At 70.4% G+C, this 18,215-nt stretch carries 13 protein-coding genes; 3 read left to right on the top strand and 10 right to left on the bottom strand.

Annotation, left to right across the window (positions count from 1 at the left end):
• Positions 1-11: 11 nt before the first annotated feature.
• The 4 genes from AOM03_RS07730 to AOM03_RS07715 form a co-directional block, all read right to left on the bottom strand.
• Positions 12-896 (bottom strand): type II secretion system F family protein, encoded by an 885-nt coding sequence (locus AOM03_RS07730; protein WP_062379987.1) that lies wholly within the window; start codon positions 894-896, stop codon positions 12-14.
• Positions 893-1,753, bottom strand: coding sequence for a type II secretion system F family protein (locus tag AOM03_RS07725; RefSeq protein ID WP_369345448.1), 861 nt, complete (start codon positions 1,751-1,753; stop codon positions 893-895). The genes AOM03_RS07730 and AOM03_RS07725 overlap by 4 nt, the downstream gene beginning before the upstream one ends.
• Positions 1,750-2,913, bottom strand: a complete 1,164-nt coding sequence (locus AOM03_RS07720) for a TadA family conjugal transfer-associated ATPase (RefSeq protein WP_439645039.1) — start codon at positions 2,911-2,913, stop codon at positions 1,750-1,752. The genes AOM03_RS07725 and AOM03_RS07720 overlap by 4 nt, the downstream gene beginning before the upstream one ends.
• Before the next feature lie 145 nt (positions 2,914-3,058).
• Positions 3,059-4,075 (bottom strand): sodium:calcium antiporter, encoded by a 1,017-nt coding sequence (locus AOM03_RS07715; protein WP_062379983.1) that lies wholly within the window; start codon positions 4,073-4,075, stop codon positions 3,059-3,061.
• A gap of 91 nt (positions 4,076-4,166) precedes the next feature.
• Here AOM03_RS07715 and AOM03_RS07710 point away from each other — a divergent pair, with 91 nt between their 5' ends.
• The 3 genes from AOM03_RS07710 (at position 4,167) to AOM03_RS07700 (ending at position 7,066) form a co-directional block, all read left to right on the top strand.
• Complete coding sequence (locus AOM03_RS07710; RefSeq protein WP_062379982.1) at positions 4,167-4,847, top strand: SOS response-associated peptidase; 681 nt, start codon at positions 4,167-4,169, stop codon at positions 4,845-4,847.
• A gap of 180 nt (positions 4,848-5,027) precedes the next feature.
• Complete coding sequence (locus AOM03_RS07705; RefSeq protein WP_062379980.1) at positions 5,028-5,738, top strand: LytR/AlgR family response regulator transcription factor; 711 nt, start codon at positions 5,028-5,030, stop codon at positions 5,736-5,738.
• On the top strand, positions 5,735-7,066 hold the full coding sequence (locus AOM03_RS07700; protein ID WP_062379977.1) for an ATP-binding protein: 1,332 nt from the start codon (positions 5,735-5,737) through the stop codon (positions 7,064-7,066). The genes AOM03_RS07705 and AOM03_RS07700 overlap by 4 nt, the downstream gene beginning before the upstream one ends.
• 55 nt (positions 7,067-7,121) lie before the next feature.
• Here AOM03_RS07700 and AOM03_RS07695 read toward each other — a convergent pair whose 3' ends face one another.
• From AOM03_RS07695 to AOM03_RS07670, 6 genes are all read right to left on the bottom strand, one after another.
• Positions 7,122-8,138 carry a glycosyltransferase family 2 protein gene (locus AOM03_RS07695; protein ID WP_062379975.1) on the bottom strand — a complete coding sequence of 339 codons (1,017 nt, stop codon included), beginning with the start codon at positions 8,136-8,138 and terminating at the stop codon, positions 7,122-7,124.
• Between the two features lie 27 nt (positions 8,139-8,165).
• Positions 8,166-8,846 carry a hypothetical protein gene (locus AOM03_RS07690; protein ID WP_062379973.1) on the bottom strand — a complete coding sequence of 227 codons (681 nt, stop codon included), beginning with the start codon at positions 8,844-8,846 and terminating at the stop codon, positions 8,166-8,168.
• A 12-nt stretch (positions 8,847-8,858) separates the two neighbouring features.
• Positions 8,859-11,291, bottom strand: a complete 2,433-nt coding sequence (locus tag AOM03_RS07685) for a glycoside hydrolase family 3 C-terminal domain-containing protein (RefSeq protein ID WP_062379971.1) — start codon at positions 11,289-11,291, stop codon at positions 8,859-8,861.
• A gap of 425 nt (positions 11,292-11,716) precedes the next feature.
• Positions 11,717-14,713: a glycoside hydrolase family 3 C-terminal domain-containing protein gene (locus AOM03_RS07680; protein ID WP_227589930.1), complete on the bottom strand. Its 2,997-nt coding sequence runs from the start codon at positions 14,711-14,713 to the stop codon at positions 11,717-11,719.
• A gap of 211 nt (positions 14,714-14,924) precedes the next feature.
• Positions 14,925-15,329: a hypothetical protein gene (locus tag AOM03_RS07675; protein ID WP_062379970.1), complete on the bottom strand. Its 405-nt coding sequence runs from the start codon at positions 15,327-15,329 to the stop codon at positions 14,925-14,927.
• Positions 15,330-15,476: 147 nt separating this feature from the next.
• Positions 15,477-17,870: a glycoside hydrolase family 3 N-terminal domain-containing protein gene (locus AOM03_RS07670; RefSeq protein ID WP_227589929.1), complete on the bottom strand. Its 2,394-nt coding sequence runs from the start codon at positions 17,868-17,870 to the stop codon at positions 15,477-15,479.
• Positions 17,871-18,215: the final 345 nt, after the last annotated feature.

Raw genomic sequence — 18,215 nt, 5'->3', positions numbered from 1 at the left:
GCGGGCGCCGCTCACAGGTCCAGCCGGATCGCCATGAGTCCCGGATACAGCGCGAACAGCACCGTGACCGGCAGAATGATGAGGACGACGGGCACGAGCATCGCGATTTCACGCTTGCCGCCCTCCTCCATGAGCGCGGCGCGGGACCGCTCCCTGGCGTCGCGTGCCTGCGCGTGGAGCACGTCCGCGAGCGGCGTGCCTCGATCGAGGGCCGCGGACACCGCGCCGGCGAACGTCGCGACGGCGGGCTCGGGCACGCGCGCCGCCCAGTCGTCCAGCGCGGCGGCCACCGAACGGCCCTCGCGCGCGGTGGCGAGCACCTCGCCGATCTCCTCGCCCAGGGGCCCGCCCACCGTGCGGGAGGTCCTCTCGAGGGCGACCGGGAGGCCGGCGCCGGCGACCACGGCGAGCGCGAGCAGCTCGGCCGCGCCCGGCAGCTGGGCGCGCATGCGGGCGACGCGGCGGGTGCCGGCGCTCGCGAGCAGGACGTCGGGCAGCGCGGCACCCGCGGCGCACGCGCCCACGGAGACGCCGAGCGCGACGACCGGCGACGCCCCGCGGACGGCGGCGAGCGCGGCACCGAGCGCGAGGCCGGCCGCCAGCCCCACGGCGGCGCCCGCGATCTGCTGCGCCCGGTGCGCGGGCCCGGTGCGCGGATGCCCGGCGCGGGCCAGCCGCTCGTCGAGGTCCCCCGAGGCGGCCCACCGCGCGAGGAGGCGTCGGGCATCGTCCGCCAGCGGCGCCGCGAGGCGGTCCGCAAGCCGCGCGCGGCGCGGGGCACGGGTGCCGCGCAGGGCAGGCGCGAGGCGGGCCTCGAGCGAGAACCGCCGCGTCCCGGCCCACGCCAGCACGAGCGCGAGCCCCAGCGCCAGGCACGCGGCCAGGGCGGCGATCATGCGTGCGTCCGCTCGTCGACCGGCAGGCGTCCCAGGTAGCGCATCAGCCGGTACGCGCCCACGCAGGCGGCGGCGCCGCCCGCGAGCACGATCACGCCGCCGGGACTGTCGAAGGCCTCGACGTTCGAGGGACGGCTCGCGAGCATCGCGAGCAGCACCCAGGGCGCGGCCACGGCGAGGCGCGCCGCGTTGACGGTCCAGCTCTGGCGGGCCTCGAGCTCCGCACGCGTGCGGCCCTCGTCGCGCAGGTGCGAGCTCAGGGCGTCGAGCACGCGGCCCACGTCCGTGCCGCCCACGTCGCGCGCGAGGCGCACCGCGGACAGCATCCGGTCCGCGACGGGGTCCGCGAGCCGGCGCTGGAGCGCCTCGACCGAGGCATCGAAGCGCCCCGAGGCGCGGTAGTCCTCCCCGAACTCGACGAAGGCCGGGCGCAGCTCCTCCGGGCCGCGCTCCCCCAGCTCGGCGAGCGCCTCGGGCAGCGACAGCCCCGCCCGCACGCCGGACCGCACCAGGTCCACCGCGTCCGGCCACACCCCGCGCAGCCGCCCGCGGCGGGAGCGCGCCCGTGCGGAGACATAGGCATGCGGCGCCCACGCCGCCCCCAGGGCCGCGCACAGCCCGACGGCGAGCGCGCCGGTGGTCGCGGCCACGACGCCTCCGGCGACCAGTCCGGCCGCCGCGCCCGCGGCCGGCACCGCGCGCGGGTCGATCCCGGGCAGGCCCGCCTGGGCGAGCCTGTCCGCCGCCCGCAGCGCCCTGGCGCTCGGGGGCCGTTCGCGCCGCGGCACCTCCCACGCGGACAGCCAGACGAGCAGCAGGCCGAGCCCGAGCGCGATCCCCGCGAGCGCCGGCATCATGCGGAGAGCAATCCGGCGACGTTGATGCCGCGCGCCTCGAAGCGGTCCGGGTGCGGCGGGAAGCCGCCGCCGCGACGCAGCTCGCCGTCCCGCCACCCGAACAATTCAGTCAACTCGATCACTCCGGATTCGACGCGGCCGGAGACGCCCTGGATCTCCCTCACGCGCCGCGATCCGTCGGGGCCTATCCCCACGTGCACGATGAGGTCCACGGCAGAGGCGACGGTGGGCACGACGAAGCGATCGGTGACGTTGCCGCCGGCGAGGAGCGGCAGCGCGCACATCTTCGCGAGCGCGTCCCGCGCGGAGTTCGCGTGGATGGTGCACATGCCGGGAACGCCACTGTTCAGAGCGATGAGGAGGTCGAGCGCCTCGGCCTCGCGCACCTCGCCCACGATGATGCGGCTGGGCCGCATGCGCAGCGCCTCCTTGACCAGCCGGCGCAGCGGGATCTCGCCCGTGCCCTCGAGAGACGGCTGGCGACACTGGAGCGCGACCGTGTCCCGTACGGGGACCGCGAGCTCGAACACCTCCTCGCAGGTGACCACGCGTTCGCGCGCGGGAATCGCGCCCGCCAACGCGCCCAGCGTGGTGGTCTTGCCCGCCTGGGTGCCTCCGCTGACCAGGACGGTCAGCCCCGCCTCGACGGACGCGGCGAGGAAGGCCGCGGCCTGGGCCGGCAGCATGCCCAGGCGCACCAGGTCGTCGACGCTCGTCGCGCGGGCCACGTACTTGCGGATGTTGACGGCCCAGTGACGGCGGGTGACGTCCGGGATCGCGACGTGGAGGCGCTCCCCGCCCGGGAGCGCGGCATCCACGAACGGGCTGGAGAGGTCGAGCCGCCGGCCCGCGGCAGCGAGCATCCGCTCGACCAGCATCCGCACGGTCGCCTCGTCGAGCAGCAGGCTCGTGAGCTCGCTCACCCCGCCGCGGGCGACGTACACCTCGTGCGGCGAGTTGATCCAGATCTCCTCGATCGTCGGATCGTCGAGCAGGGACTGCAGCGGCCCCAGCCCGGCCACAGCATCGTGCACCGCCTTGGCGACCGCCGCCCGGTCGGCGAGCGGGTCGCCGTCGCCCACGAGCGCGCGCTCCTCCCAGGCGTCGACCGCGGCCTCGACCAGCGCCCGCACGGCGTCGACATCGCGCGCCGGGTCCATCCCCGCCGCGCGCACTCCCTCACGTACCCGCTCTTCGATGAGAGCGACAGGCTCTCCCCCCATGGCGGGGACATTACCGGCAAAACCCCTGAAAAGGACACCCCCTGTGGGGAACTTCGTGCACGCGGCGACGAAGGTGGCGCCGCTAGGCCACGACGACCGCGAGCGCGGCGGTCCCCACATAGGCGAGCGGCAGCCCGACGCCCTCGAAGCCGATCCCCTTGCGGTCTCTGACGAGCAGACCCGCCGCGAGGATCGCCGTGATGAGCAGGGTGCCGCCGAGCAGCACGAGGCTCGAGGTGCCCGCCTGGGCGTAGATGGGCCCGTCGAGGTAGAAGACGTCGGAGACGGAGATGAGCAGCGTGTCGAACACGTTCCCGCCGATGATGTTGCCCACCCCGAGCGTGAGCGCCCCGATCTTGACGGCGGCGATCAGCGTCACCAGCTCCGGCAGCGAGGAGATGATGGTCGTGAGCGTGAAGCCGGTGACCGAGCTGGGCCAGCCCGTCGCGGCGACCACGCCGAGTCCCGCGCGACCGATCACCCATCCCGTCACGCCGATGAGCACGGCGAAGGCTCCCAGGCGCAGCCACAGCGTGCGCACGGGCGTGTCCGACGGCTCGTCCGGCTCGTCCCCCACGGTGTCCTCGGTCTCCTCGGGCTGCCACGACGGCTGCTCGCGCGCCCGCTTCACGAGCCTCAACCCGTAGAAGTAGAGGACGGGGATCAGCAGCGTGACCGGATGGACCCAGCCGACCGTGAGGTCCGGGGTGGCGAATGCGATCACCGGCAGCGACAGCAGCGCGACCAGCACGAGCGCCTGCAGGATGTTCTCGAGGCTGGCCGCCGCGTGTTCGAGGTTGGCGCGCCGATAGAGCAGGTCCGCGATCGCGAGCCACACGGACTGCACCGCCACGCCTCCCACCGGATTGGCGAGCGCGAAGGCCGCGTCGCCCTGGAGCGCACCGGTCGCGGACGCCACGATGCCCGGCAGGCTGGTGATGCCGCCCAGGAACAGCGCGCCCGCGAGCGCCTCTCCCATCCCGGTGCGGTCGGCGAGCTCGTCGGCGGTGCGCGTGAGGCGGACTCCCACGAGGATCACCGCGCCCACCGCGAGGGCAAGCGCGACCGCGCTGGGAATGAGGGGCCAGGCTTCGTTCATCGATCGTTCACCTCCATGGGGGTGCACAACCGGGCTCCGCGCCGCGTTGTTCCCCGTGACCGGCAGCGACGGCGGGTGCCAGCATGGGGACATGTGCGGGCGCTACGCGAATTTCATGACCGAGCAGGAGCTCATCGACGCCTTCGAGATCGCCGTCATCGCGGACGATGCCCGGCTCGCCCCGCGTTACAACATCGCCCCCACGCAGGAGGCGGCGATCGTCGTGGCGCGCAGGGACGAGGGGCGCTCCCTCGAACTCGCCCGCTGGGGCCTCGTGCCGTCCTGGGCCAAGGATCCCTCCGTGGGCTCGCGCATGTTCAACGCCCGCGGCGAGACGGTCGCGGAGAAGCCGTCGTTCCGCGCGGCCTTCGCCAAGCGCCGTTGCCTGGTGCCGGCGAGCGGCTACTACGAGTGGAAGACGGAGGACGGGGTCAAGACCCCGTACTTCATTCACACCGCGGACGATGCGCCGCTCGCCTTCGCGGGCCTGTTCGAGTTCTGGCGGGACAAGGCCAAGGGGGACGACGCGCCGTGGCTGGCCTCGTGCTCGATCGTCACCACGGCGGCGCGCGGTGAGATGGCGCGGATCCATGACCGCCAGCCCGTGATGCTGCGCCGCGAGGAGGCGGACGTGTGGCTCGATGCGGACTCCGCGAACGACGACCTGTTCGCGGCGATGGCCGCCCCGGAGCCGGAGCTCGCGTGGCACGCGGTGGGGCGCGACGTGGGCAACGTCAGGAACCAGGGGGCGGAGCTGGTCGAGCCGGTGTAGGCGGGCCGAACGACAACCATCTACCCCTCACGCGCAGAGATTCGCGAGAAGCGACCAACACCTACCAATTGGGTGATGGCGGGGGCGGGCTGCGCGCGGGCGGGACGAACGGCACTCCATGCCACCTGAGACCACTCGTACACTTGAACAGTTGCCCAGCAACACAGGACGGAGGCTCGGGTGATCCGGATCGGCGTCGTCGAGGATGATGAGGCGTACCGCCGCACCCTGCTCGACCACCTCGCGCGCTACAGCGAGGAGCACGAGGTGCCCTTTGATGTGCGGACCTTCACGGACGGCAAGGAGATCGCCGTCGACTACCGCCCCGAGTTCGACGTCCTCTTCCTGGACGTCGAGATGGCGGGCATGGACGGCTTCGAGACCGCGCACGCCATCCGCCAGGTCGACACGGACGTCATCATCGTGTTCGTCACCAACATGGGCCAGTTCGCCATCAAGGGCTACGAGGTGGACGCGCTGTCCTACCTGCTCAAGCCGGTCCCCTACTTCGCCTTCGCCCAGGAGCTGGGCCGGTCGCTGTCGCGCCTGAAGAAGCGCGAGACCCCCGCGATCGTGCTGTCCGTCAACAACGCCCTGGTTCGGCTCGACCCCAACGACGTGGTCTACGCCGAGTCGGACAAGCACAAGATCACCGTCCACTGCTTCGACCGGCGCTACACGTTCTCGGGCACCCTCAAGGCGCTCGAGGAGGATCTGTCGGAGTTCGGGTTCTTCCGCTCCAACAACTGCTACCTGGTCAACCTCCGTCACGTCTCGCGCGTCGACCAGTCGACGTCCGTGATGGCGAACGGGGACGCCCTCCAGGTGAGCCGGCCCCGCAAGAAGGCCTTCCTCGAGGCGCTCGCGGACCACATGGGCGGGCGCGTGTGACGTTCCTGGTCGCCAACTCCGGCATCGAGCCGATCCTCGAGGACATCCCCCGCCTGCTCACCGCCGGAGCCGAGTGGGGCGCGTGCGTCGTCTACATCACCCTCACCCCCAAGCGGCTCGACCGGCTGCCTCTCATCGGCGTCATCGTGGCGGGCCTGTTCGCCCTCGTGGGCGTCCAGCTGCTCGCGGGCGCGCTGCACCTGGGCTGGTGGTGGCTGGGCATGGTGATGGCCGCCGCCACGATGTACGGACTGGTCTGGGCCTGCACGGACACGGAGTGGCAGCGGGCCGGCGACCGGTTCGTGCGTGCCTTCGTGCTCGCGGAGCTCGCGGCCTCGCTCGCGTGGCAGATCGACCAGCACTTCTTCGTCGCCAACGGCTGGCCGTGGGAGAGATTCGCCGCGGTGGCGGTCATGCTCGCGTCCGCGCTCGCGGCCGCGTGGTTCGCGGAGCGGCGCAACTTCCCTCCCGAGCGGCGCGTCGCGATCGACTCGCGGATGTTCCTCGCGACCCTGTCCATCGGGATCGTGACGTTCCTCATGTCCAACCTGAGCTTCGTCACCGACGAGTCGCCTTTCGTCAGCAGCGACCACGAGTCGATCCTGTACATCCGCACCCTCGTGGACCTGTGCGGCTTCGTCGCGCTGTACGCGATGCGCGCCCAGCGCCTGCAGCTCCAGCGCGCGATCGACAACCAGTCGATGAACTCGCTCCTGCGCGCCCAGCACGCCCAGTACGAGCAGTCCCGCCGCATGCAGGACTCCGTCAACCGCAAGTACCACGACCTCAAGCACTTCGCCACGGCGCTGCGCGGCGAGGGCGACGCGCAGGTGCGCGCGAGCCTGGTCGACCAGCTCGAGGACACCATCCGCGGCTACGACGTGGTCTACGACACCGGCAACCCCGTGGTCGACACGATGCTGACGGCCAAGGTGTCGCAGGCGCAGGACCTGGGGATCACGTTCACGTGCGTGGTCGACGGGCACGCCGTGGACTTCATGGAGGTCGCGGACATCGTCGCGATCTTCGGCAACGCGCTCGACAACGCGATCGAGGCCACCCGGAAGGTCCCGGACCCCGACCAGCGCCTGTGCCGCGTCGCGCTCCACCGCCAGGGCGGCTTCGCGCTGCTGCGCTTCGAGAACTACTTCGGCGGCGAGCTCGACCTCGACGACGGCCTGCCGCGCACCACCAAGGACGACCAGGCGCACCACGGCTACGGCCTGCTCAACACCCGCCAGGCGGTCGAGCGCTACGACGGCACCTTCACGGTCGCCGCCGAGGACGGCTGGTTCGTGATGAGGGTGCTGGTGCCCATCCCCTCTTGACCGGGGACGATGCGCGGGCCGGGGACGATGCGCGGGCCGGGGACGATGCCCGGTCTCAGTTGAAGCCCACGCGCCACTGGGCGGCGCGGTAGGCGGCCAGGGTCACCTTGCGGCCGGGACGGCCCGGCAGGGTGCAGATCTGGCCGAGCGCGCCGCGGCGCAGGCGCCGGTGCAGGTAGCGGTCCTGCTCCCGCAGCTCGCGCCAGAGCGCCTCCTTGGCCAGCACGGACTCGTCCGTGCCCGAGCGCACCAGCAGCGTCGAGGAGACCGCCGTGATGATCTCGAGGTAGTGCGCCATGTAGCGGTAGCACGGCGCGTCCTTGGGCACGGTGTCCGTCATGTGCTGCGCCATCATGCGGTTGACGCGCAGCTGCTGGTCCAGGCGGGAGATCATGACCTCCTCCGCCACGGACTGCCCCTCGCGGCCGATGAAGTACCGGTAGAGGTCCACGTCGAGGTAGTAGATCCGCTCGACGGCCGGCAGCGGCATGAAGGCGAAGATGTTGTCCACGTAGAAGGTGTGCTCGGGCAGGCGCAGCCCGACCTGGCGGAGCAAATCCGTGCGGTACACGATGGTGTGCATGATGAGGTACTGCGTCTTGCGCAGGCGCCCCACCTCGTCCCACCCGAAGACGCGCCCCTGCGGCAGCTGCTTGCGGAACCGGACCGCGCGCTTCTTCTCGCGGCCCTCCTTCTCGTAGACGAAGTTGGTGAGCATCATGTCGATGCGCGCGTCCTCGCCGTCGAGGCGCTTGAGCGTGGCGATGACGTCGAGGTAGGCGTCCTGGTCGACCCAGTCGTCGGAGTCGACCACCTTGAAGTAGCGGCCGCGCGCCTCCGCGAGCCCGACGTTGATGGTCGAGCCATGGCCGCCGTTGGCCTTGTGGATCGCGCGTACGCGGCCCGGGTACCGGGCCGCGTACGCGTCGGCGATCTCACCTGTCGCGTCGCGGGATCCGTCGTTGACGATCAGGATCTCGACATCGTCGCCGCCGATCAGCAGCGAGTCGATGCAGCGGTCCATGAAGTCGGCCGAGTTGTAGCTCGGCACGACGATGGTGAGCGTGGTCATGATCGCCTCGAGGATCCCTGCTCGCGGTTAGCGGGCGGCGGGCTCGGAGCCCGCCTCATCCGCCACCTTAGCGGTCTCGGAGGCCTGCTCCTCCGGGACCTGCTTGAAGATCACCTTGAAGATCGGGAAGAACACCCAGAAGGCGATCGCCGAGTTGATGATCATGGTGATGACGTCCGCGACGTTCTCGCCGCCCGCGGGCCACACGTCCTGGCAGAACGAGTAGATCGGGACCTTGTAGAAGCCCTGCGCGGCCGCCGCACCGATGGTGATGAGGATGTAGGCGATGACGTACCAGAACGCGGCCTTCGCCATCGAGTTGTTCGCCTTGAACGTGATGGAGCGCTGGGCGAAGAAGTTGATGACCTGCGCGATGGCGATGGTGATCTGCACCGCGAGGAAGTACGCGAGGCCGCCGCCCATGCCGTCCGCGTCCACGGGGCCGGCCGGGTAGTCGAAGATGTAGTACTGCGAGCCGTCGAGGTTGGAGCCCACGGGCCAGATCTGGAACGCGGTGTTGACCAGGTCGGTGTTGTAGAACCAGCTCTTGATGACCGGCATGAGCACCAGCTGCAGCACGGTGACACCGTTGCTGAGCAGGAAGAACATGAGGAACTGCGCGGTGGTGGGGCGCTTGGTCTCGAAGTTCTTCCACAGGCGCGCCACGGGCGCCCAGAGCTTGCCGAGCGCGGCGGTGATGGTGGACATGAAGGGTTCCCCTCAGCGGTTGGAGGCAGGCTGCGACGCCTGCGGGGTCGGGTGGGTGAGGTCGGCGGCCATGGCCTTCGACTCGCGCGCATTGCGCACGGCGCCGGAGGCGAGAGCGCCGATGCCGGCGAAGGAGCGGCCGTTGACGATCGTGACGATCGCCTCCACCATCTCCATCGACGCGGCACCGTTCGTCATCTTCGCGATGGAGCGGAACGGCATGTTGTAGAGGAAGTACAGGTTGAGGTCCGGCTTGCCCTTGCGCTGCGAGCGGTCGATCAGACGCTTGAGCGTCGACGCCGCGAAGCGGGCCGCGGGGTTGCGGGCCTCGTGCATGGCGAGCAGGGGCGAGTTGAGGCCCAGCGGCGCGCCGGCACCAGGGGTCGAGGCGGGCAGCTCGCGGCCCAGCAGGGCCTCGAACTCCTCGTCGGACACGTCGGTCACGGTGGCGGCGTGGTACGAGGGCAGCTCGTCGCGGCGGTCGACCGGTGCCGCGTCGCCCTCGACCGTGTGCGTGGCGGTGAGGCGCACGTCCTCGACGCTCGCGCCCACGGACACCGTGTACTCGCCGGACTCGACGGCCCAGCGGCCCTGCGCCACCGAGTAGTGGCGGAAGGTGTACGCGTCGAAGGGCAGCGTGACCGTGGTCTTCTCCCCCGGCTCGAGCGCGACCTTGGCGAAGCCCTTGAGCTCGCGCACCGGGCGGTGGACGCCCGCGCCCTCGCGGCCGATGTACAGCTGCGGCACCTCGGCGCCCGCCACGTCCCCGGTGTTCTCGAGCGTGAAGGTGACCCCCGCATCGGTCACCGCGAGGTCGCTGTACTCGAACGAGGTGTAGCTGAGGCCGAAGCCGAACGGGAACAGCACCGGCACCTGCGCGGTCGCGTAGTAGCGGTAGCCGGCGAAGAGGCCCTCCCGGTACTCGGCGGTCTCGCCGCGGCCCGGGTAGTAGCGGTGGCTCGGGTTGTCCTCGAGGCGCACGGGGTAGGTCTCGGCGAGGCGGCCCGACGGGTTGATCGTGCCGGTGACCACGTCGAGGGCGGCGGCCGCGCCGGCCTGTCCACCCAGGTAGCCGTGCACCAGGGCGGCGCAGTCCTCGAGCCACGGCATCTCGATCGCGGAGCCCGCGGAGAGGATGACCACCACGTTCTCGTTGACCTCGCGCAGGCGCGCCAGCAGCGCGATCTGGTTGGAGGGCAGGCGCATGTGGGTGCGGTCGTTGCCCTCGGACTCGCTGGTCTCGTCGAGGCCCAGGTAGAGCAGCACGGCGTCGGCGCCGCGGGCGGCCTCGACGGCCTCCGCCGCGAGCGCCTCGTCCTGACCGCCCAGGCGGTGGAAGCCCTGCGCGTACGCGGTCATCTCCAGGCCGGTGCCGGCCATGGCCTCGAGGGCCGTGTCGAGCTGGGTGGGGTTGACGAGCGAGGAGCCGGCGCCCTGGTAGCGCGGGGTCTTCGCGAAGTCGCCGACGACGGCGACCTTGGTCCCCTGGGCGAGCGGGAGCACGCCGGTGTTGCGCAGCAGCACCTGGCTCTCCTGCGCGACGCGCAGTGCGAGCGCGTGGTGGGCCGCGTCGTCGACCTTGCGGGCGAGCGCGGGGTCGACGCGCTCGACGAGCGCGATGACCTCCGCCACGCGGGCGTCGAGGTCCTCCTCGGACAGGCGCCCCTCCTCGACCGCGGCGATCAGCTGACGCGCGGAGTCGAGACCCGGCGACGGCATCTCGAGCGTGCCGCCGGCCTGCGCGGCCGCGACGGCGTCGTTCGAGCCGCCCCAGTCGGAGACGACCAGCCCGTCGAAGCCCCACTCGTCGCGGAGGATCTCCTGGAGCAGGTGCGCGTTCTCGTGGGCGTAGGTGCCGTTGACGCGGTTGTACGCGGACATGATGGTCTTGGGCGCGGCCTCGCGCACGACGATCTCGAACGCGGTGAGGTAGATCTCGCGCAGCGTGCGCTCGTCGACCACGGAGTCGCTCGCGAGGCGGCGCAGCTCCTGGCTGTTCGCGGCGAAGTGCTTGGGGCACGCGGCGACGCCCTGCGACTGGATGCCGCGCACGTAGCCGGCGGCGACCTTGCCCGAGAGGTACGGGTCCTCCGAGAAGTACTCGAAGTTGCGGCCGCACAGCGGCGAGCGCTTGATGTTGAGGCCGGGGCCCAGCACGACGTCCACGTCGAGCGCGGCGGCCTCGGCGCCCAGCGCCTCGCCCACGAGCTCGGCGAGCTCCGGGTTCCACGAGTTCGCGACGGTCGCCGCGGTCGGGAAGCAGGTGGCGGGGGCCGAGCCGTTGATGCCCAGGTGGTCGCCCGAGCCCAGCTGCTTGCGGATGCCGTGCGGGCCGTCGGAGAGGTTCAGGGCGCGGATCCCGGCGCGCGGGACGGCGCGGGACTCCCACACGCTCTGCCCGCTCAGCAGCGCCGCCTTCTCGGCCAGGGTGAGCTCCATGGTCATGATGGATCCTTCGCGTCGGTGTGCAGGTGCCGCGCGGCCCGGAAGGCCGCATGCAGCGCCTGGCAGTGAATTGTCGTGACGTCGTTGTGACGGTTCCGCCCCCACGGCTGCGTGGTGGCGATGCGTCATCGTAGGCATCGCGCTCGCGCCTGAAATGGGGCCCCGGCACAACCTGTCGCGTGCGGGCCACAACCTGTCGCGGGCCCGTGGAAACGGCCCGTCGAGGGGCGCGGGACGGAGCCACCGCCGGCCCGAGGAAAGCCTGGCGCCTCGGACCCTCCCCCGGCCCGCGCATCGTCCCTTTCCAGGCGACACGCCGTTGTCGCGGCCCGTCCCCGGACATGGGACGAGGGCCCCCGCTCCGGTGGGAGCGGGGGCCCTCGAGGGTGCCGGCGGGGCCGCGGTGGCGGCCCCGCCGATCAGATTCAGACGGTCTCGGTGACCTTGGTCTCCGTGACCTCCGCGACCGGCACGCCGCCGCGGTTGCGGCGCACGCGCACCGCGACCATGCCGATGAGGCCGACGATGCCGAGGCCCACCACGACGGTCGTGATGATCTGGATGTAGACCCACATGGGCGGGGTGTACGTGACCGTCGCGCCCGGCGCCATGCCGTTGGTCAGGTTGGAGTTCGCGACCGCGTAGAGCACGTTGTGCGTGGCGTTGCGAATGTCCGTGACCGCCTTGGCCGACGTCGAGTCGTGGAAGGTCTTCATGGGCGCCAGCGTCAGCGTCAGGTCGGTGCCCGCGTCGATCGACTGGTTGGGGTTCATGTACGGGTAGAGGTTGAAGTCCGAGATGACGTAACCCTCGAAGCCCCACTCCTCACGCAGCACATCGTTCATCAGCGCCTTCGAGCCGCCGGCCCAGGTGGCGCCCACGCGGTTGAAGGAGCTCATGATGCCCATGGCGCCGATGGTCGTCTCCGACACGGTGCCCTGGTCGTCCGAGATGTACTTGACGTCCATCGTGATGTTCTTGACGCCCATCTCGAACGGCTTGAGGTAGATCTCGCGGATGGTCTGCTCGTCGGCCCACACGGCGACGCCGTTGGCGATGCGGTTGTCCTCCTGGTCGTTCAGCGCGTAGTGCTTGACCATGGTGTAGACACCCTTGGTGCCGATGCCGTTGGCGACGGCGGTGAGCAGCGCGCCCGAGAGGAACGGGTCCTCCGAGTAGTACTCGAAGTTACGACCGGCGAAGGGCGAACGGTGCAGGTTGACCGCCGGCGCGTACCAGCCGGAGATGCCCTTCTCGAGCGCCTCGTTGCCGAGCATGACACCCATCTTGGCGCCGATCTCGAGGTCCCAGGTCTGCGCGATGAGCGCCTCCGAGGGGTAGGCGGTGCCGTTGACGGAGGAGTCGAGGAAGGAGGAGAAGCCCGCGGGGCCGTCCAGGTCCATCGTGGCCGTCTTGGCGATCGAGGCGATGCCCTCGGTCTTGTAGGCGCCGTTGAGCAGCATCGACGACATGTCGGCGACCGTGAGCGAGTCGAGCAGGGTCTCCCACTGCGGGTCGTCCTTGGCCAGACCGCGCATCTCGATGAGCGCGAGCTCGGAGGAGGCGCCGGTGGTGGGCATCTCGCCCTCGAACGCCTCGGCCGCGGCCTCGTAGTCGTAGGGCGCGAAGCCCTCGATCACGGCGTCGTTCGCGACGAGCATGTCGCCCGTGGGCTCGACCGGGAAGGTGCCCGCGAAGTCCGCACGCGACATGAGCTGGATCTTGCCGGCCTCGCCGGTGGTGGTGAACGCCTCAGAGACGTCGTCGAAGAGGTTGGTGACCTCGGTCAGGTCCGACGCGCGGTGGTCGTCGCCCGAGAAGACGACGTCGGAGGCGACGGTGTAGACGAAGGGCTCGGCGCCCTCGGCGAGGGTGTGCGAGTCGGTCTGGACGGTGATCTGGTAGTCGCCGGCCTCGAGCACGTACGCCTGGTGGTTCTGGTAGTCGTACGACGCCATGTCCTCGACGGTCAGCTCGATGGTGACCGTCTCCGAGGCGCCGGGCTCGAGCACGCCGGTCTTGGCGAAGCCGCCGAGCACGACGGCCGACTTCTCGATGCCGCCCGGGGTGTAGGGGGCCGAGTAGTAGAGCTCGACCACGTCGCGGCCGGCCACGTCACCGGTGTTGGTGACGTCCACGGTCACGGCGATGGTGCCGTCCACGTCGCCCGCGTCGACGTTCGCCACGTCCCACGCGAAGTCGGTGTAGCTCAGGCCGTAGCCGAACGGGTAGACGACGGCCTCGTCGTAGTCGATGAAGCCCTCGACCGCAGCGGTCTCGTAGAAGCGGTAGCCGTAGTAGATGCCCTCGGCGTAGTTGACGAACGGGGCGTAGTCGTACTCGTTGGTGCGCTCGGCGACCGGCACGGGGTAGCTGGGCGACAGGTTGGTGTAGCGGTAGTCGCCGAAGTTCACGTACGTCGGGTCCGCGGTGAAGTCGGCGGCCCACAGGTCCGCGGTGCGGCCCGAGGGGTTGACGTCACCGTTGAGGATCGAGCCGAGCGCGTTGAAGCCGGTCGCGCCGGGCGAGCCGGCGAGCAGGATCGCGTCGATCTCGGGGTCGTTCTGCAGGTCGCCCATCTCCATGGTGGTGGAGGCGTTGACCACGACGACGATGGTGTCGAAGTTCTCCTTGGCGAGGGCGATCAGCGCCTTCTCGTCCTGGTTGAGCTCGAGCTGGTGCTCACCCTCCTGGGCGCGCGGGTCGATGTTGTCCGAGTTCGCGATGTCCAGCATGTCCTTCGCGAGGTCACCGCCCTCACCGCCGGGACGGCCGATGACGATGACGGCCGCGTCGTCGTACTGCGCGAAGGTCGAGGACTGCGCCTCGTAGCCCTCGACGGGCATCTCGCCGATCGTGTAGGTCGAGCCCATCGGGTCGTCCATCGAGACGTGGCCGCGCTTGTTCTCGGCCGCGTACTCCGCGATCGCGTCGTAGACGCTCTCGTTGATGGAGAAGCCCGCGTTCTCGAGACCGCCACGCGCGGTCACCGCGGAGTGGGTGTCGACCGAGCCGGAGCCCGAGCCACCGAAGACCGGGTCCGCGGCGGCGCGACCGAGCATGGTCAGCTGCGCGCCGGCGTCGAGCGGGAGCACCGCGTTGTCGTTCTTCGCGAGGACGATGCCGCTGGCGGCGATCTCCTCGACGAGAGCCTCGGCCGCGGCGTTGACCTCGTCGATGTCGGCGAAGTCCGACTCGTAGTAGTTCGTGTCCCAGTTCTCGGACTCGGGCGAGTTGGTGAACTCGTAGGTGCCGGAGCCCAGCTGCGAGGCGACCCAGCCGCCCGCGATCACCAGGGCCATGTTCGCGATGACGGTGAGCGCCGTCAGGAACGCGATCACCGGCACCCAGATCGCCAGGTACTTCTTGTTGGACATCCGCGCCTTCTTCGGCGCGTCGTCCGTGGACGGACGAGACTTCACTGCAGTGCTCCTTCAGAAACTGATGAATGGGGATCTACCGGGACCGCTGTGGATCCCCGTGGCAGCGGGGCGGCGCGCTCACCGGAGGCGAGGCGTCGGCGATGACGCTGCGAGTGCCCTGGCCGACTCTCCCGGGAAGGGGGCCCGCCCGGCCGTTGCCGGCCGGACGAGCCCCTCCAGGGTCCGGAGAGGACGAGGGTGGTGCCGGGTGTTACTCGGCGACCTCGGTGATGGTGCCGTCCTGGTCGATCTGCCAGGTGGTGCCGGTCTCGGCCGAGTCGGCCTCGATCTTGAACTGGTCACCGTCGACGATGTCGACCGTGCCGGTGACGCGCGAGGCGGCGTCGGTCTTGACGAACGGCATCACCATGAGGCCGTACTTGACGGTCGGGCCCTCGACGTCCGAGGCCAGCATGACCTGGGCCCAGTCGTCGTCCGCGAGCGCGTCGAGGACGGCCTGGCGGGCGGTCTCGAGGTCGGTCGCCACGTCGACGTCCGCGACCTCGACGGCGGCCTCGGCCGACGAGTCGTCGCCCGCGCAGCCGGTGAGGGCGAACGAGCCGCCCGCGGCGAGCAGCAGAGCGAGGCCGGCGGCGCGCACCTTGTTGTTGAACATGTCTTCTCCTTCACGTGGATCTGCCGTCGAATTGTCCGGCGGCAATGGTAAGGCGGGGATGTGCCGAAACCCGCATCGCGGGGATCCGGCCCGGGGTGCCCGGGTGGCGGGAGGCGCTGCCGCCCGCCACCCGGGTCACGGGGCGCTTCAGCCGGCGATGGGGCCGGAGTAGTTGAGGCCGAAGCCGTAGTCGTACGCGTTGCCGTTGGCGTCGGTGTACGGGGTCATGTCCTTGGCGACGTCCTCGAACTGCGCCTCGACGGTGTCCATGTCGGCGGGGAACTGGATCGGCAGGCGGCCGGCCGGCTCGTGCAGACCCAGCGCGACCTCGATGATCGCCTGGTCGTTGGTGCCGAAGCTGACCAGGATCGCGTCGGAGTCGGCCTCGAACTCGGCCGGGACGACCGGGTTGATCGCCTTGAGGGCGGTGATCACCGGGATGTCCTTGCCCGACGCCTCGACGGCGTCCACGGCGCGCTCGAACGCGTCGAGGTCGGCCTCGTTCGAGATCCGCGAGGTGTTGCCGAAGTAGGAGCGGTTCTCCTTGGTGCCGTCCTCGAGGATGTCACCCGAGATCGACACCTGGCGGACGTTCTCGCCGTCAGCGGTGTACGGACGGTACTGGAGCGAGAAGGGGTACCACTCGTCGGTCTCCGAGTCGTGGCCCGAGGCGCTGAAGATGTCGCCGTTGTACGGCGAGTCCATGCCGACCAGGACGAGGTCCACGTCGGACAGGTCGGGGGCGGTGTACGAGACGACCTGGTCGTTCTCGTCCAGCTCGACCTCGTCGGTGACCACGGCGGCGAAGAACTGCTCGGCGGTCTCGATGTCGATGGTCGGGCCGTGGGTGTAGGTGCCGGGGCCGAACAGGCCGGGCATGCCGAGGTCGTACGACTGCGGGATGTAGACCGTCTTGTCCGACCAGTCGCCGGCCTCGCCGGCGGCGATCGTCTCGCCGTCGTTCTTCAGCATGACGATCGAGTCGAGCTGCGCCGCGTAGCCGGCGGCAACCTTGTCCTCGGACGCGAGCACCTCGAGCGAGTTGTCGAGGTCGAGGAACGCGTTCTCGTACAGGCCCGGGTTGAAGAACATCGAGAGGATGCGGGCGCCCGACTCCTGGAAGCGGGTCTCCGCGTCGATCTCGAGGTCGCCGGCCTCGTAGAGGTCCTGCCAGAGCTCGGCGGCCTCGAGGATGTAGGTCGCGTCGTTGACGCCACCGAACATGTCGTGGCCGGTGCCCAGCACCTTGACGTAGCGCTCGGCGGGGGTCAGGTCCTCCGCGCCCCACGCCATGCCGAAGAAGGCACCCTCGTCGTTGGAGCCGCTCATGACGCCCCAGTCCGTGACGATGACGCCGTCGTAGTTGTTCTCCTCACGGAGGATCGCCATGCGGTCGGCGTCGTACGCCGTGCCGGTGCGGTCGGTGAAGAGCGGCTCACCGTCGCCGTCGAGGGCGATCGAGTACGCGGTCATGACGGCCGACGAGTTGAGCGCGCCGAGGAAGACCTCGGGGTGCTCGTCGAAGTTGTCGCCCGGGTAGACGCCGTACTTGCCCACGTAGGTGTGGCCCTCGCGGCCGCCCTCGCCCGGGCCGTCGCCGGCCCAGTGCTTGATCATGCCGTTGACGGACTCCGAGCCCCACTCGTCCGTGCCGCCGGAGCCCTGGAAGCCATCGGTGTAGGCCTGGGTGAGCTCGGTGGCCTGGTCGAGGTCCTCACCGAAGGTGCCGCCCACGCGCAGCCAGCGGGGCTCGGTCGCGAGCTCGACCTGCGGCGACAGCGCGGTGGTGATGCCCAGCGCGCGGTACTCGGCCGAGGCCATCTCCGCGAAGTTCTCGGTGTGCTCGACGTTGAAGGTCGACGCGAGACCCAGGTTGGAGGGCCAGCGCGAGATGTCCTCGCCCGCGGCGTTGTAGCCGCCGGAGCCGGCGGTCGAGCGCGGGTCCGAGGCGAAGTTGACGGGCACGTACACGGCGTCGTCGGTCGCGAGGGACTCGACGTAGGCCTGCATCTCGTTGACCCACTTGACGGTGGGCTCGGCGTCCGAGCCGGCCGCGTTGAGGACCGCGCGAAGGTGCGACTCCGACAGGTAGGTCTTCTGGTTGTCGGTGAGTCCGTCCTGCGGCGACGACTCGTGCGAGCTGAAGAGCATCAGGCCCGCGATCTGCTCGATCGACATCTGCGACGCGAGGTCCGCGGCACGCTCGGTGGCCTCGACGCGCCAGTCCTCCCAGACGTCCAGCTCGCCGTTGCCGTTCATGTCCTTGAACGCGTAGGTCGCACCGTCGATCTCCTCCTCGAGCAGCGTGACATCGCTGTCAGCGCCGTACGAGAGGACCGGGCCGTCGCCCGGGTTGGTGACCACGGTGAAGGTGGTCTTGCCGTCGGTGGCCTCGTGGGTCACGTAGGCGTCGGTCGGCTGCTCCTGCGGGGCGCCGGCCGACGTGGTCTCCTCGGTCTCGCTCTGTCCCGTGCAGCCCGCGAGCGTCATCGCTGCGAGCCCGACGAACGCCAGCGCGCCCATCGACTTCTTGTTCTTCAACAAGGTCTCCTCATTCCTGTTCCGGGCGGTCCCGGGCGGGATGCCCCCCGAGGGCCACCGCTGGCAGCGATGCCGGTGAAGACCCTCGAGCGTGTGTGATGTCGGACAACACGCATCCCCCTCAGTCGCCGTGAACGTCGTCGTCCGAGTCATCGTCCGGGTCGTCGTTGGCACGGTGGCGGCGGGGGTGTGTGCGCCGGGTCTCATCACACCAACGGGCGCAGCCGGTGCGGCCGGAGGCGGCACAACCTGTCACCTGGTGTGCATACTCTGTCGCGGCCCGGGATGTCCGTTATCCGGCCGTGACCTTTGGGGCGCGCGGGACCAAAAAGGATGAATCAAGAA

The sequence above is a fragment of the Demequina pelophila genome (assembly GCF_000971175.1).
GTDB classification, from domain to species: domain Bacteria; phylum Actinomycetota; class Actinomycetes; order Actinomycetales; family Demequinaceae; genus Demequina; species Demequina pelophila.
Note: the sequence above shows the minus strand (reverse complement) of the source record. Positions and strands in the feature narration are given on the sequence as shown.

Bases quoted from the DNA above. Each gene is read 5' to 3' on its own strand.
- AOM03_RS07695 (WP_062379975.1), bottom strand. From the start codon at position 8,138: ATGACCACGCTCACCATCGTCGTGCCGAGCTACAACTCGGCCGACTTC.
- AOM03_RS07675 (WP_062379970.1), bottom strand. From the start codon at position 15,329: ATGTTCAACAACAAGGTGCGCGCCGCCGGCCTCGCTCTGCTGCTCGCC.
- AOM03_RS07730 (WP_062379987.1), bottom strand. From the start codon at position 896: ATGATCGCCGCCCTGGCCGCGTGCCTGGCGCTGGGGCTCGCGCTCGTG.
- AOM03_RS07690 (WP_062379973.1), bottom strand. From the start codon at position 8,846: ATGTCCACCATCACCGCCGCGCTCGGCAAGCTCTGGGCGCCCGTGGCG.
- AOM03_RS07725 (WP_369345448.1), bottom strand. From the start codon at position 1,753: ATGATGCCGGCGCTCGCGGGGATCGCGCTCGGGCTCGGCCTGCTGCTC.
- AOM03_RS07710 (WP_062379982.1), top strand. From the start codon at position 4,167: ATGTGCGGGCGCTACGCGAATTTCATGACCGAGCAGGAGCTCATCGAC.
- AOM03_RS07720 (WP_439645039.1), bottom strand. From the start codon at position 2,913: ATGGACCCGGCGCGCGATGTCGACGCCGTGCGGGCGCTGGTCGAGGCC.
- AOM03_RS07685 (WP_062379971.1), bottom strand. From the start codon at position 11,291: ATGACCATGGAGCTCACCCTGGCCGAGAAGGCGGCGCTGCTGAGCGGG.
- AOM03_RS07715 (WP_062379983.1), bottom strand. From the start codon at position 4,075: ATGAACGAAGCCTGGCCCCTCATTCCCAGCGCGGTCGCGCTTGCCCTC.